General features: G+C 64.3%; 17 protein-coding genes. 5 read left to right on the forward strand and 12 right to left on the reverse strand.

Annotated features, from left to right (window positions below; genetic code table 11):
- Positions 1-76: 76 nt before the first annotated feature.
- The 5 genes from prmB to uvrC all read right to left on the reverse strand — a co-directional run bounded on the left by prmB (position 77) and on the right by uvrC (position 4,539).
- Positions 77-1,036, reverse strand: a complete 960-nt coding sequence (prmB, locus tag RAD10_RS05420; protein WP_461616642.1) for a 50S ribosomal protein L3 N(5)-glutamine methyltransferase — start codon at positions 1,034-1,036, stop codon at positions 77-79.
- A complete protein-coding gene (locus RAD10_RS05425; protein ID WP_183236811.1) occupies positions 1,036-1,518 on the reverse strand; it encodes a molybdenum cofactor biosynthesis protein MoaE in 483 nt (160 codons plus the stop codon). Before RAD10_RS05425 ends, prmB begins: the two co-directional genes overlap by 1 nt.
- Positions 1,519-1,521: 3 nt before the next feature.
- Positions 1,522-1,773 (reverse strand): molybdopterin converting factor subunit 1, encoded by a 252-nt coding sequence (gene moaD / locus RAD10_RS05430; protein ID WP_461616643.1) that lies wholly within the window; start codon positions 1,771-1,773, stop codon positions 1,522-1,524.
- Entirely contained in the window at positions 1,770-2,387 is a 618-nt protein-coding gene (gene pgsA, locus RAD10_RS05435; RefSeq protein WP_018318354.1) for a CDP-diacylglycerol--glycerol-3-phosphate 3-phosphatidyltransferase, read from the reverse strand. The genes moaD and pgsA overlap by 4 nt, the downstream gene beginning before the upstream one ends.
- Positions 2,388-2,484: 97 nt before the next feature.
- A complete protein-coding gene (gene uvrC, locus RAD10_RS05440; RefSeq protein WP_461616644.1) occupies positions 2,485-4,539 on the reverse strand; it encodes an excinuclease ABC subunit UvrC in 2,055 nt (684 codons plus the stop codon).
- 249 nt (positions 4,540-4,788) lie between these two features.
- Between uvrC and RAD10_RS05445 the strand changes: the two genes are divergently transcribed.
- The gene (locus RAD10_RS05445) at positions 4,789-5,412 is read left to right on the forward strand and encodes an outer membrane protein (RefSeq protein WP_028140149.1); all 624 of its coding nucleotides are present in this window, start codon (positions 4,789-4,791) and stop codon (positions 5,410-5,412) included.
- A 114-nt stretch (positions 5,413-5,526) separates the two neighbouring features.
- Here the strand turns inward: RAD10_RS05445 and RAD10_RS05450 are convergent, their stop codons facing one another.
- The 4 genes from RAD10_RS05450 to RAD10_RS05465 all read right to left on the reverse strand — a co-directional run bounded on the left by RAD10_RS05450 (position 5,527) and on the right by RAD10_RS05465 (position 8,312).
- Positions 5,527-5,742 carry a cold-shock protein gene (locus tag RAD10_RS05450; protein WP_008544396.1) on the reverse strand — a complete coding sequence of 72 codons (216 nt, stop codon included), beginning with the start codon at positions 5,740-5,742 and terminating at the stop codon, positions 5,527-5,529.
- Positions 5,743-6,006: 264 nt separating this feature from the next.
- Positions 6,007-6,867: a 23S rRNA (adenine(2030)-N(6))-methyltransferase RlmJ gene (locus tag RAD10_RS05455; RefSeq protein WP_461616645.1), complete on the reverse strand. Its 861-nt coding sequence runs from the start codon at positions 6,865-6,867 to the stop codon at positions 6,007-6,009.
- 172 nt (positions 6,868-7,039) lie between these two features.
- The gene (locus RAD10_RS05460) at positions 7,040-7,732 is read right to left on the reverse strand and encodes a ribonuclease T2 family protein (RefSeq protein ID WP_461616646.1); all 693 of its coding nucleotides are present in this window, start codon (positions 7,730-7,732) and stop codon (positions 7,040-7,042) included.
- Between the two features lie 118 nt (positions 7,733-7,850).
- Entirely contained in the window at positions 7,851-8,312 is a 462-nt protein-coding gene (locus tag RAD10_RS05465) for a hypothetical protein (protein WP_091958589.1), read from the reverse strand.
- A gap of 185 nt (positions 8,313-8,497) precedes the next feature.
- On the opposite strand from RAD10_RS05465, the gene RAD10_RS05470 reads away from it, so the two are divergent.
- Together RAD10_RS05470 and RAD10_RS05475 are read left to right on the forward strand one after the other, a co-directional pair.
- Complete coding sequence (locus tag RAD10_RS05470; RefSeq protein ID WP_461616647.1) at positions 8,498-8,797, forward strand: hypothetical protein; 300 nt, start codon at positions 8,498-8,500, stop codon at positions 8,795-8,797.
- A 45-nt stretch (positions 8,798-8,842) separates the two neighbouring features.
- On the forward strand, positions 8,843-9,373 hold the full coding sequence (locus tag RAD10_RS05475; protein ID WP_461616648.1) for a DUF3617 domain-containing protein: 531 nt from the start codon (positions 8,843-8,845) through the stop codon (positions 9,371-9,373).
- A 102-nt stretch (positions 9,374-9,475) separates the two neighbouring features.
- Here RAD10_RS05475 and RAD10_RS05480 read toward each other — a convergent pair whose 3' ends face one another.
- The 3 genes from RAD10_RS05480 to RAD10_RS05490 are packed head-to-tail and all read right to left on the reverse strand — an operon-like array spanning position 9,476 to position 12,153.
- Complete coding sequence (locus RAD10_RS05480) at positions 9,476-10,864, reverse strand: ATP-binding protein (RefSeq protein ID WP_018318346.1); 1,389 nt, start codon at positions 10,862-10,864, stop codon at positions 9,476-9,478.
- A gap of 18 nt (positions 10,865-10,882) precedes the next feature.
- On the reverse strand, positions 10,883-11,614 hold the full coding sequence (locus tag RAD10_RS05485) for a response regulator (RefSeq protein ID WP_028140156.1): 732 nt from the start codon (positions 11,612-11,614) through the stop codon (positions 10,883-10,885).
- Positions 11,611-12,153: a MarR family winged helix-turn-helix transcriptional regulator gene (locus tag RAD10_RS05490; protein WP_028140157.1), complete on the reverse strand. Its 543-nt coding sequence runs from the start codon at positions 12,151-12,153 to the stop codon at positions 11,611-11,613. Before RAD10_RS05490 ends, RAD10_RS05485 begins: the two co-directional genes overlap by 4 nt.
- Before the next feature lie 336 nt (positions 12,154-12,489).
- Between RAD10_RS05490 and RAD10_RS05495 the strand changes: the two genes are divergently transcribed.
- A complete protein-coding gene (locus tag RAD10_RS05495; protein ID WP_461616649.1) occupies positions 12,490-13,572 on the forward strand; it encodes a branched-chain amino acid aminotransferase in 1,083 nt (360 codons plus the stop codon).
- Between the two features lie 135 nt (positions 13,573-13,707).
- On the forward strand, positions 13,708-14,232 hold the full coding sequence (locus RAD10_RS05500; RefSeq protein ID WP_461616650.1) for a YegJ family protein: 525 nt from the start codon (positions 13,708-13,710) through the stop codon (positions 14,230-14,232).
- Positions 14,233-14,237: the final 5 nt, after the last annotated feature.

Here is a 14,237-nt window from a genome sequence, read left to right on the forward strand (position 1 = left end):
GAGCAAGAAAATTCGTCGGGGGATGAACGTGGCGCTATTTGAGTTGTTCCGAAGGAGCTCCGTCCGCCGTGTCGAATCAGCCGAGATCGGCGGCCGCGATCCAGAACACCTCGCCCTCGGAGTCCTCGGTGTCGAGCCAGAGCAGCGGCAGTTCCGGAAAGGCCTCGTCGACCAATTCCCGGCCGCGGCCGATCTCGCAGATCAATCCGCCGTCCGGGGTGAGATGATCGGGCGCCTCAGCCAGGATCCGGCGCACCACGTCGAGGCCATCGGCGCCACCGTCAAAGGCGAGCTTGGGTTCGGCGCGGCATTCAGGCGGCAGTGCGGCCATGCCTTCTGCGTCGACATAGGGCGGGTTGGTGATGATCAGGTCGTAACGCGCATCGCCGAGCGGGGCGAACAGATCGCCGCGATACAGGCTGATCCGGTCCTCGAGCCCATATTCGCCGACATTTCGTGTAGCGACCTCGAACGCGCCCTTGGAGATGTCGACGGCATCGACTGCGGCGTTCTGAAAATGATGCGCGGCGAGGATGGCGAGGCATCCTGATCCCGTGCAGAGATCGAGCACGCGCTCGACGCCCGTAGGGTCGTCGATCAGCGCTCCAGCATTGCCTTCGCCGCCGAAATGCGACTCCAGGAGTTCGCCGATGAAGGAGCGCGGAACGATGACGCGCTCGTCGACATAGAAGGGCAGGCCGCGCATGTAAATCTTGTTGACGAGATAGGCGGCCGGTTTGCGCGTGGTGACGCGTTGATGGATGAGGTCGAGGATCGACTTGCCTTCGGCCGCCGTGACCCGTGCGTTGGCAAAAATCTCGAACTGCTCGGGATTGAGATGCAGCGCTTCGCTCACCAGGAAGGCTGCTTCGGCAACCGGATCGGTCGTCCCGTGCGCAAAGGCGAGCTTGGCTTCGACAAAGCGGCTCACCCCGTAGCGGACGAAATCGAGCAGCGTGAGAAGTTCGCCCGGGCCGACCTTGGCGAGCTTGGGCGCGGCGCGGCCGCCGACGGTCTTTTTGGATGCTTTTGCCATCAGGATTTGGTCCAGCGTGCGGCGGCCTCGTCGTCGCGGGCGTGGGCCTCGACCCAGCCGGTGCCGGTGGCGCTCTCTTCCTTCTTCCAGAACGGCGCGCTGGTCTTGAGGTAGTCCATCAGGAACTCGGCGGCATGGAATGCGGCCTGGCGGTGCTGCGAGGCGGTCAGTACCAGCACGATGTTCTGGCCCGGCATGAAGCGGCCGACGCGATGGATCACGGTGACGCCGTTCAGCGGCCAGCGCGAGGTCGCCTCGTCGGCATGGCGCCTGATCTCTTCCTCGGCCATGCCAGGATAGTGCTCGAGCGTGAGCGCGGCGACCTTGGCGCTGTCATCGTCTGCGCGGCAGATGCCGGAGAAGCTCACGACCGCGCCGATGTCGGTCCGGCTCTTGGTCAGGACCGCGATCTCGCGCGCGATGTCGAAATCGTCTTCTTGAATACGGATGGTGACAGGGCAGCTGGCGACAGGGGAAGACATGGCCTAACCGCCGGTCATCGGCGGGAAAAACGCGATCTCGCGGGCGCCCGCGATCGCGGCATCCGATTTGACATGGGCATGGTCGATCGCGGTGCGGATCACCTTCGGCGTCTCGAACGCGTAGGCATAGGCCTCGCTTTGGCCGGACAGCCAGGCGATCAGCTCCTCGACGGTGCGCACGGTCGCCGGCGGCTCGATGGTCTCCTCCGCCTTGCCGACGCGCTCGCGCACCCAGGCGAAATATTTCACCTTCATCCCTCGTCCTCCTTGATGAGGTGATGGATGCCGGCGCGGAAATAATCGTAGCCGGTGTAGATAGTCACGATCGCCGAGGCCCACAGCAGCGCGAGGCCAATCATCGAGACAACGGGCACCACTTCGTCGCCGGCAGGTCCCGCGAGCAGGAAGCCGATGGCGACGAGCTGGACCGTGGTCTTCCACTTCGCAAGCTTGGTCACGGGCACGCTGACCCTGAGCGCGGCGAGGTATTCGCGCAGGCCCGAGACCAGGATCTCGCGGCACAGGATGACGATGGCGGCCCACAACGACCAGCCATGGATGATGCCGTCGGCGGCCAGCATCAGCAGGCACGAGGCGACCAGCAGCTTGTCGGCGATCGGGTCGAGCATCCGGCCGAACGCCGATTGCTGATTCCAGATCCGCGCGTAATAGCCGTCGAGGTAATCGGTGACCGCGGCCGCGATGAAGAGGGCCACCGCCACCCAGCGCAGCCAGAGCGGCTGATCCAGAATCGACTGCGCATAGATGCATCCGACGACGACCGGGATCGCGGCGATCCGGCCATAGGTCAGGATGTTGGGGAGGGACATCGCGCGGCTGGTCGTCCCTCGTGTGGTGGCGATGTTCATCCGTCCTACCAATACCGCTGCTGCCTGAACGTCAACCGTCCCGCACCCCAAATGAGGTGCGGACACGACGATCATATGACTGCGGTCCCCCTTTAATTCATCCCGGCTGGGGATGGAAATACTCGAAAATCCTGCGCGCACTCTCGGCACTGACCCCCGGAACCTTGCCGAGATCGGCGATCGAGGCCCGTTCGATCTCCTTCAGGGTTCCGAAATGATGCAGCAAGGCACGTTTGCGTGACGGGCCGATGCCCGGAATTTCCTGCAAACCAGCCTCGCGGATATCCTTCTTGCGCAGCTTGCGGTGCGAGCCGATGACGAAGCGGTGGGCCTCGTCGCGCAGCCGCTGGATGAAATAGAGCACGGGATCGCGCGGCTCCAGCTTGATCGCCTCACGCTCCGGCATGAACAGGGTCTCGCGGCCGGCATCCCGGTCCGGTCCCTTGGCGACCGACATCAGCGACACCTGGGTCAGGCCGAGATTTGCAAAGATCTCGCGCACGGCGTTGAGCTGGCCGCGGCCGCCGTCGATGATGACGAGGTCGGGCCATTGCGGAAAATCGTCGTCCTTGGCTTTGGCCGCCCCTTCCTCGGGCGGATTGATCAGGCGCTTGAAGCGCCGCTCCAGCACCTCGCGCATCATGGCGAAGTCGTCGCCCGGCGTGATCCCTTCCGACTTGATGTTGAACTTGCGGTACTGGTTCTTCACGAAACCATCAGGGCCGGCGACGATCATGGCGCCGACCGCATTGGTGCCCTGGATGTGGCTGTTGTCGTAGACCTCGATGCGCTTGGGCGAATGCGGCAGGCTCAGTGTCGTGGCGATGGCGTCGAGCAGGCGGCTTTGCGTGGCGCTGTCCGCGAGCTTGCGGCCGAGGGCTTCGCGCGCGTTGGTCAACGCGTGGGCGACGAGTTCCTTTTTCTCCCCGCGCTTGGGCGCGGTGACCTCGACCTTGTGGCCAGCCTTGATCGACAGCGCATTGGCGAGCAGCTCGCTTTCCTCGATCTCGTGCGAGAGCAGGATGTTCTTCGGCGGCGGCTTGTCGTCGTAGAACTGGGCGAGGAAGGAGCCGAGCACCTCTTCGGGGGTGTACGTCTTCTCCGCCCGCGGAAAATAGGCCCGGTTGCCCCAATTCTGGCCGGTGCGGAAGAAGAACACCTCGACGCAGGAGAAGCCGCCCTCCTGATGGATGGCGAACACGTCGGCTTCCTCGACCGTGCGCGGATTGATGCCCTGCTGCGACTGGATCGCCGACAAAGCGGCGAGGCGGTCGCGGTAGAGCGCGGCGCGCTCGAACTCGAGCTCACCGGACGCCTTCTCCATCTCGCCTGCAAGTTCCTGCTTCACCGCATGACTCTTGCCGGACAGGAAGTCGCTCGCCTCGCGCACCAGGGTCGTATAGCCGGGAAAGTCGATCTCGCGGGTGCAGGGGCCGGCGCAGCGGCGGATCTGGTAGAGCAGGCAGGGCCGGCTGCGGCTCTCGAAGAAGGAATCGGTGCAGGAGCGGATCAGGAAGGCGCGCTGCAGCGCCGTGATGGTGCGGTTGACGGCTCCGGCGGAGGCGAACGGACCGAAATAGCGCCCGGGCCGGCTCTGCGCGCCACGATGTTTCAGGATCTGCGGCGCCCAATGGTCGCCGGTGATCAGGATATAGGGAAACGATTTGTCGTCGCGCAGCTGCACGTTGAAGCGCGGCCGAAGCTGCTTGATGAGGTTGGCTTCCAGCAGCAGCGCCTCGGTCTCGGTGTTGGTCGAGACGATCTCCACGGTCACCGTGGCCGCGATCATGCGCAGGATGCGGGCCGGCTGCGGCGCATTCTGGCGCGCATAGTTGGAGAGGCGCTTTTTGACGTTCTTGGCCTTGCCGACATAGAGCACGTCGGCATTCGCATTTAGCATGCGATAGACGCCGGGCGAGGTCGGGGCGAGTCGGACCGCGCGCTCGATCGCCTCGTGGCCGGTCGCCAAGGGCTCCTCGCCGACCGCGCCGCTCTCTTCCAGGATATCGGGCAGCCGCGCATCGTCCTCGTCATCGCCGCCGCTGGTGGCGGGATCGAGATCCGGAGGCGTCTCGGCTGGGACGTCCGGCGCGGTGCCACGCGCGGGTTTGCGCGCGCGATCGTCCGGATTGTCGGTGGAATCGTGAACCATGGAGCGAATTTAGGCGCTGGGGGTGCCGATTTGAAGTTCCGGCCGTGCGGCACGCACAGGATGGCGGCGCAGTTCCCGGTAACGCTTGCTTAAGCCTGTTAACAGCGCGGTAACCCGGCTTAACAGCCCTTTAACTTAAAACTCTCGATAAATCTTACGCGAAAAGGTCGTGGTTCCGTCACCATGCGGTTTGCCTTGCGCGGCGGCGCGGGCGCCGCACCGGTGACGGCAGTTGCGTTGGAGTGAGTGATGAAGAGGCTCGTTGTGGGCGCAGCCGCGTTGGTTGCCGCCGGCTGGACAGCTTCGGCGGAGGCCGCCGACATGAATTACGGTCAGCGCGCGCCCTATACCGTCAACCAGCCGCTCAACGCCTATAGCTGGGCGGGTCCCTATCTCGGCGGCAACATCGGCTATGAATGGGGCTCGGTGGACAACAACCCCTCGAAGCCGTCGGGCTTCGTCGGCGGCGTGCAGGCCGGCTACAACTTCCAGAATGGCCCGTTTGTGTTCGGCGTCGAGGGCGACATCCAGGCCGCCGGTGCCGACGACACCTTCGCGCCGTGGAAATTCTCCAATCCGTGGTTCGGCACCCTGCGCGGCCGCGCCGGCTATGCCTTCAGCAACGTGCTGTTCTATGGCACCGCCGGCCTCGCCTTCGGCGAGCTGCGTGCGCAGACCTTCGGCTGGACGGAATCGCACACCACCGCCGGCTGGACCATCGGCGCCGGTGCGGAAGTCGGTCTGGCCCCCAACTGGAGCGCCAAGCTGGAATATCTCTACATCGATCTGTCGACCACGCAGTTCGCAATTACCGGGGTGTCAAACGGCTATAGCGCCAGCGTTGTGCGCGCCGGCGTGAACTATCGTTTCTGATAGCTGAAGAAGAAAATACCGGACCACAACCTCCCGGCCGCTCGCGGCCGGGATTTTTTTGCGCCAGGTATTCTTTGCGCCAAGTATTGCGCCGAATGTTGTGCGTCAGTCCCGCTAGGACAGGATGACCAGATTGACCGCCTTCGGTCCCTTCCCCTTCTTGTCGGGTTCGACTTCGAAAGTAATACGCTGTCCTTCCGCAAGGTCCTTCAGTCCGGCCCGCTCCACAGCAGTAATATGTACGAAGACGTCGCGGCCGCCGTCGTCAGGCTTGATGAATCCGTAGCCGCGTTCGCCGTTGAAAAACTTGACCGTTCCCGTCATGGCCATCGGGAAACTCCCCCTCATTGCTCCTCCGCCGCGACGCAGACTCACGTCACGACATGACGGGGCACTACGGAGCCCGGGAGCTGGCCATCCTTGGGCGGACCTCAACGGTCCGGCCGGATCTTTCTTAGGCCTTCACTCCGCCGCAACCATTCGCGGAAGCGGAACGTAAAGCCAGTCACGGAAACAGCATAATACGGTTCTCTGCAGATTGACTACCGCTCCTGCATATTTTTCCCAAGAATGCCGGAGTGTTACGGGCTGCCTTTAAGGCTTGGGCACCTCCAATCGGAATCTGGCAGCACCACCTTGGCCGAGCGGCATTTCCAGCTCGGGCAGGACCGTCTTGAGCTCGCCCTGCAGCGTGTAGGGCGGATTGACGATGAGGAGCCCGGTGGAGGCGAGCGCCCCGCCATCGAGCTGAGGCGCGACGCTGAACTCGAGGCGCAGACAATTTCCCGGCGGCTTTGCTGCAGCTGCGAGCCGCGCCACCGTTTGGACCAATGTGTCGGTGGCGCGCCGGTTCTTAGCGGGATACCAAATGACATAGATGCCGGTCGGCCATTTCGCGAAGGCGGTGGAGAATGCTTCGCCCAGCCGCTCGAACTCGTCCTTGGCCTCGAAGGGCGGATCGATCAGCACGAGGCCGCGCCGCTCCTTCGGCGGCACGAAGGCCGGCAGCGCCACCCAGCCGTCGAGGTCGACCACGCGCGCCTGTTCGTCGCGGCGCAGCACGGCGATCAGCGCTTTCCGCGCCTTCGGCTCGAGCTCGCAGGCGACGAGCCGGTCTTGCGGCCTGAGCAGGCCGCGCGCAATCAACGGCGAGCCCGGATAAGCCCTGAGCTCACCCTTCGGATTGAAGGCGCGGACGATGTCGAGATAGGGTTGTACCAGCGCCAGGGTCTCGTTCGACAGGCGTGCCTGCATCAGCCGCGCGATGCCGGTCAGCCATTCGCCGCCCCGGCGCGCCTCGTCGCTGTCGAGATCGTAGAGGCCGGCGCCGGCATGGGTGTCGATGACGCGGAACGCCCCCGGCTTGTCCTGCAGATAGGTGATGATGCGCGCCAGCACGATGTGCTTGATGACATCGGCGAAGTTGCCGGCGTGGAAGGCGTGGCGATAATTCATGGCGAAGAGTTACGACATCGCACGATGAAAGTAACTGCTGTCATTCCGGGGCGGTGCGTAGCACCGAGCCCGGAATCCATTTCGCCACGGAACATCCTGGATGGATTTTCAGATGCGCAACTGCGCATCACAGTTAGCGCTCCGCGCGCCCCGGAATGACGGCGAACAAATCCTAACCGCCCCTGATCGGCGGCATCGTCACCTGATCGCGGCGGCAGGTGCGGCGCTCGATCTCGTCGCAGGCGCGGAATTGCAGGTCCTTGCTGAGGCAGATACGGACCTCGGACAGCCGCGTCCGGTTGCAGGTGACCGAGACGGCGGCATTGCTCAGTCCCGGATTGGCCTTGATGAAGGCTTCCTCGACCTCCGCCGGCGCCACCGTCTTGGCCTGCGACAAATCGAGATATTCGGCCGGGATCTTGATCGCAGCGCGTGCCTTGCGGATCGTCTCGAAATAGCTGCGTCCCTCGAGGCCGGAGCAGGTGCCGTGCTTGTCCCATTCGTTGAAGATCAGACCCGGCGCCGGCATCAAATCGAGCATCGAGGAGACGATGCTGCGGTTCAGCCGCGGTGCGGGCCGCTGGCAATATTCCGGGAAGCCATTCTCATATTGCGGCCACAGCCCATGCACCACGAAAGCGTAGGGCCGACCGCTGCACTGGATCTGCGAGCGGCCGCCACGCTCGGCCGCCTCCTCGCAGAACGAGGGCGACCACGATAGCGACAGCACATAGAAGTCGAATTCGCCGGGCGCGTTCTGCCGCTTGTCCTGGGCGTTTGCGCTGCCGGCGAGCAAGGCCAGTCCGGCGGCAAGGGTCAGGGAGATCACGAGACGGGAGAACGAATGCAATCTGGAATGAAACATGGCGACGCCCCTCAACTAGACTGTGCAAGGAAGCCTAGCAGGCGATAGGAACATTTCAAGAACAAAATTCGGGGCGGCCGCCTTTCGGCGCCTCGAGCGACTAATCAGGGCTTCCTGATCAGGGCTTGGCGGCGCGGCAGGCCGGATTGTAGGCCCAGTTGCGGTCGAGCCCGACCACGCACCATTCGACGCCGTTGCCATAGCCGGCGAAGCCGCCATCCTCGATGATCGAGAAGTGCACCTTGCGCACCTTGCCGTCAGTGAGCATGGCCTCGCCGGTGCAATAGCGGCGCGGAATATTGTCGGATTGCCAGGGCCGGAATGCGGTCTCGCGAACGGCGGAGAAGCCGGTGATCCTCAACGAGGAATTCCAGAACGTGCTTTCCTTTTCCCAGAACTGGGTGGCGATGGTCGGCAGCGCCCTGTCGCAATCGGCGACGGCGCCGTCATAGCGCGGTCCGCTCAGCCAGAAGTTCAGCTCCAGCGGATTGGCGGCCCTGGCCTCACCGAGCGACATCGCTCCGAACATGAGGCCGAGCACGGCGGCATAGCGGAGCAATTTCAGGAAGGGGGCGCGCATGGTCAATCCGGACAGCTAAAGTCTTGCGAAGGTTGGACGGTGCCGCGAAGGCCGGTGGAGGTCAAGTGCAGCGCGGCAACACTTCGCCAGGAGTTGACCACAACTTCGTGGTTGGCAGGGCTTCCGTTCTTTTCACTTCCCTCCCGGCACCGTAAACTGGCCGCCAGCCAATTGGAGTGACGGGAATGCGAATCATTGCGGCCGCGGGTCTTCTCGCCAGCCTGGTTGTCTCGGGTATGACGGCGAGCCAGTCGGCGCGCGCCGACTATGTGCCGGCGTTCAAGGGCAACGACACCGGCGGCATCATCGCCTATTCGATGGCCACCCAGGTCGATGCCCGGCAGGCCGCGGTCGATCACTGCGCGCGCTATGGCAAAGTCGTGAAATTCCTGGCGGTGCAGGCCTATGAGGGCGGTTACATCTCGTTCTCCTGCCGCTGGGTGCCTTATGGCGCCGCCGACCAGCCGATCCGCACGCTCTACTGAGGCGCTGTCGTAACGCCGCACTCTCTCAGCCGGGAGCCTTTTCACATGACGCGCAAACTCGCTTTGCTCGGCTCGGCCCTTTGCCTCGTGGTTTCGGCAGGCGGTGCCTTTGCCGACGACCTGCCGGTGCGCAAGGCCGGTCTTTGGGAGATGAAGCTGGTCACATCAGGCTCGCCCGTGCCCGAGATGACCATGCAGCACTGCACCGACGAGACCGTCGACAAGGAGATGAGCAACAACGTCTCCCCGATGGCCAAGCAGATTTGCGCCAAGCAGGAGATCAAGAAGACCGCGACCGGCTATGTCAGCGATTCCGAGTGCAGCGTCGCCGGCGTCAGCACGACCTCGCATGCCGAGATCACGGGCGATTTCAACTCGGCCTATACGGTGAAGACCGCCTCGCACGCACAAGGCGGCGTCGCCGGCGCTGCGGGACGCGATACCACCATGACGCTGCAAGCCAAATGGCTCGGGGCCTGCAAACCGGACCAGAAGCCCGGCGACATCGTGATGCCCGGCGGCTTCAAGATGAACGTGAGCGACATGGATAAGCTGAAGGCGCTGCTGCCGAAGTAGGGCGAGATCCTAGCCCGGATTGAGCACAGCGAAATCCGGGGCCTTGCGTCGAATGCGAGAAAGAATCCCGGATTGCGCTTCGCGCCATCCGGGCTACGGCGGCTACACCGGTATCCTGACGCTCGCCCGTAGTCCCCCCATCGGACTGTCGCCGAGGGTGATGTCGCCGCCATGCGAGCGGGCGATGTCGCGGGCGATGGCAAGGCCAAGGCCCGTGCCGCCTTCATCCTGGTTGCGGGCGTTGTCGAGCCGCAGGAACGGCTTGAACACTTCTTCGCGCAAATGCGCGGGAATGCCCGGGCCGTCGTCGTCGATCGTCACGGTCAAATAACGGTGATCGCGCTGGCCGGTGATGGCGATGGCCTTGCCGTAGCGCGCCGCGTTAGTGACGAGATTGGCGAGGCAGCGTTTGAACGAGGCCGGCTTCACCGTCACCACGGGCAGGCCGTGGAAGGCAACGGTCGCGGTATGACCGTGGCGCTCGGCGTCGCTGCGCAGCTCCTCGAGCGCCTGCGCCATGTCGGTCGGCTGCGACTGCTCACCGGAATCGCCGCGCGCGAAGGCGAGGTAATCTTCCAGCATCATCGACATTTCGTCGACGTCCTTGCGCATGCCCTCGAGCTCGGGGCTGTCGCCGATCAGCGCCAGCTCCAGCTTGAAGCGGGTCAGGATGGTACGCAGATCGTGACTGACGCCGGCGAGCATCGCGGTGCGCTGCTCCATGGTGCGCTCGATGCGCGACTTCATTTCGAGGAAGGCGACCGCTGCGCGCCGCACCTCGCGCGCGCCCCTCGGGCGGAAGTTCGGCGCTTCGCGGCCCTTGCCGAAGCTCTCGGCGGCGTCGGCAAGACGCAGGATCGGCTTGATCTGGTTGCGCAGGAACAGCACTGCGACGATCAGCAGGATCGAGGACGTGCCGACCATCCAGAACAGGAATATCTCCGAGTTGGAGGCATAGGCGGCGCTGCGCTGCGCGAACACGCGCATCACGGCGTCGTCGAGCTGGATGCGGATCTCGACGAGATTGGAGCGGCCGACCGTGTCGATCCAGAACGAGCGTCCGATCTGGCGGCCGAGCTGCACCGACAGCGTCTGGTCGAGCAGCGAGAAGAACGGCTTTGGTCCCGGCGGCGGCATGTCGCCGGCGGGCAGGAAATCGACGACGAGGCCGAGGCGCTGCTGCGCGATGCGGCGGATCTGGTCGCGATCCTTATCTTGCGGATAACCCTTGTAGACGTCGATCAGCGCGGCGATGTCCTGCACCACGGCGGCCGACAGTCGGCGCGTCACCGTGTTCCAGTGCCGCTCCATGAACACGAAGGCGACGACCGATTGCAGCACCACCATCGGCACGATCATGATGAGCAGCGCGCGGGCGTAGAGGCCGGTCGGCATCCAGCCCTTGAACGCGTTGCCCATCCAACCATTGGCGGCGGAAACGCGGCCGGCGGCGCTTCGGAGCAGCGTCAGGCCGGTATCAATCGTGCTCATCGGTCGCGCTTCACTGATTTATGGCGAGGCTACCAGCCGGTAGCCGATGCCGCGCACCGCCTGGAGGAACAGCGGATTGGCGGGGTCGGTCTCGATCTTGCGCCTGAGGCGGTTGATCTGCACGTCGACGGCGCGCTCATTGACGCTGCCGTTGCCGGTCAGCGCACTGCGCGGCACGGTCTCGCCCGGCGTCTCCGAGAGAATGCGCAGCATCTCGCGCTCGCGGTCGGTGAGGTGGATGACCTCCTCGCCCTGGCGCAGCTCGCCGCGATCGAGATGATAGACGTAGGGACCGAACGCGATCTTTTCCACCGCCGTGGCTTGCGGCGGCGGAGCGGCGCGCTTGAGGATATTGTTGATGCGCAGCGCCAGCTCGCGCGGCTCGAACGGTTTCGCGACGTAGTCGTCGGCGCCGATCTGCAGGCCCTCGATGCGCGCTTCCGCCTCGTGTCGTGCCGTCAGCATCACGATCGGCACCGAGGAGGATGTCCGGATGAAGCGGGCGAGATCGAAGCCGGTCTCGCCGGGCATCATGACGTCGAGGATCAAGAGGTCGAAATGCAGGCCCAGCAGTTTCGAACGTGCATCGCCGGCACTCGCGGCGGTGGTGACGCGGTAGCCCTCGGCGGCGAGGAAGCGCGAGAGCAGATCGCGGATGCGGCGGTCGTCGTCGACGAGCAGCAGATGCGGCGCGTCATCGGCCGGGCGTGCCGGCGGGCGGGCGAGAGTGGCAGCGAGCGTCACGGTCACTCCTTGGCGTCGTGGTTGACGGAAGCGAAGATCGTCTCGAGCACCTTGTCCGGATCGTCGCGATCGATCATCGCGCGCAGGAAGCGCTTGACCGTCTCGGCATCCTGCGGACCCATTTCGGCGAGCGCCTTGGTGATCCGCGTGGTCTGCAGACCGGCGAGCTTCTGCACCAGCGCCTCGCCCTTCGGCGTCGCGTAGAGGAGGCGCTGGCGGCGGTCATTGTCGCCGGTCTTCTGCACGATGTAGCCCTCGTCCAGCAGCTGCTTGAGCACGCGGCCGAGCGATTGCTTGGTGATGCGCAGGACGTCGAGCAGATCGGCGACCTTGAGGCCGGGATAGCGGTAGACGAAGTGCATGACCCGGTGATGGGCCCGGCCGAAGCCGAAAGCCTCCAGCTCCTGGTCGGGGTCGCCGACGAAGTCGCGGTAGGCGAAGAACAGTAGCTCGATGATATCCCAGCGCAAATTGCCTCCGTCGTCTGCGGCCGGCTTGGGCTCGGCAGCGTCGTGAGAGGAAGTCGCGAAATTTATGTCAGGCATATTGACGTATCTTGGGTTCAATGTTACAAAACGATTGACCAGCACGAAATTTTAGATCGTTTCGCGCGGGTGGCATCGAAGCAGGGCGGCTGGAGAGAGCCGGACAGGCGACGACGGCCGGATCAGATCTACCGTGCGATTGTCGAGCGGCGTTTCGACAAAACATACTGGACTTCCGCCTTCCGCAAAAGCATGTCCTCGGCGATATGCTGGCCACGGAAACCGGCCGTAACAAGGCTGGCGGTGGTCCGGCCTAAAACCAATCAAGCCAGCCGGGCCCGAAAGGGGCAGGCCGGCGCCAGAACGGCGCCGCCACCGGCAGCGGGAGGCAAGGACATGAGCATGAAATTCGACATCCAGCCCGCATCCAATCCGACTCCCGAGAAGGACCGCGTGGCCAAGCTGGTGGACCCCGGCTTCGGACGGGTCTTCACCGATCACATGGCGATCGTGCGCTACAACCAGGCCAAGGGCGGCTGGTTCGAGGCGAAGATCGAGGCGCGCGCCAACTTCCAGATGGATCCGGCCGGCGCGGTGCTGCACTACGCCCAGGAAATCTTCGAGGGCCTCAAGGCCTACAAGCGCGACGATGGCGGGGTGAACCTGTTCCGTCCCGACGCCAATGCGCGGCGCTTCAAGGACTCGGCGGACCGCATGGCGATGGCGCAGCTGCCCGAGGACGTCTTCATCGAGGCGGTCGAGCAGGTCGTGCGCATCGACCGCGCCTGGATGCCGGGCGGCGAGGGCAGCCTTTACCTGCGGCCCTTCATGATCGCGAGCGAGACCTTCCTCGGCGTCAAGCCGTCGTCCGAATATATCTTCGCAGTGATCGCTTCGCCGGTCGGCTCCTACTTCAAGGGCGGGCCTGCGCCGGTGTCGATCTGGGTCTCGGAGAATTATACGCGCGCGGCCGTCGGCGGCACCGGTGCCGTCAAATGCGGCGGCAATTACGCTGCGAGCCTGCGTGCCCAGGCCGAAGCGATCCAGCATGGCTGCGATCAGGTCGTCTTCCTCGACGCGGTCGAGCGCCGCTACATCGAGGAGCTCGGCGGCATGAACGTGTTCTTCGTGTTCGACGACGGCTCGCTCTCGACGCCGCCGCTCGGCACCATCCTGCCCGGCATCACCCGCGATTCCATCATCGCGCTGGCCAAGGATGCCGGCAAGACCGTGCGCGAGGAGCCGTATTCGCTCGAGCAGTGGCGCAAGGATGCGGCCAGCGGCAAGCTCAAGGAAGCGTTTGCCTGCGGCACCGCGGCCGTGATCTCGCCGATCGGCAAGGTGCGTTCGGTGAGCGGTGATTTCGATATCGGCGGCGGCGCCGCCGGTCCCGTCGCCATGGGCTTGCGCAAGCAGCTCGTCGACATCCAGTACGGCCGCACCAACGATCCGCACAACTGGATCCGCAAGGTGTTTTGAGATGCGGCGATGCGCGTTTCTCCTCTCGTGAGGAGAGGGGAAACGCGCATCGTTTGTGGTTTTTCGTGCACTGAACGTGCCGTTGCCGACATGCGACAAAGTCTGGACACATCTGGACATCAGGACATCGCGACCATGGCAACGAAACTCTCCCAACCCATGAAATGGGTCGTTCTCGCCGCAATCACCGGCGTTTCCGTTTTCGGCATCCTGACCATCGGCCCGATGCATGAGGTGGTCGCGCAAGACCGCTCGCCGATCGTCGATGTGCGCACCAGCGATCCCGAAATGAATGCCGCGATCGCGCGCGCCCGCGGCACGTTGTCGACCTTCTGGGCCTCCTATCAATCGCCAAAGCCGTCGGAGGCCGGGCACGCCCTGAAGGTGCGCTTCTCGACCCGCAAGGGCGTTGAGCACATCTGGATCGGCGAGGTGAAGAAGCGGCCAGACGGGACCTATTCTGGTCTCTTCGCCAACGAACCGCGTGACCTGCCAGGCAAGCGGGCCGGCGACGAGGTCAAGTTCACCGAAGCCGACATTTCGGACTGGATGTTCATGCGCAACGGCAAGATCGTCGGCGGCGAAACCATCAAGCCGACGCTGAAGTCGCTGCCCAAGGCGGACGCGGATGCCCTGAGGGCACGGATGGAGCAGCCGTAAAGGTT

The organism is Bradyrhizobium sp. 23AC (assembly GCF_054863025.1).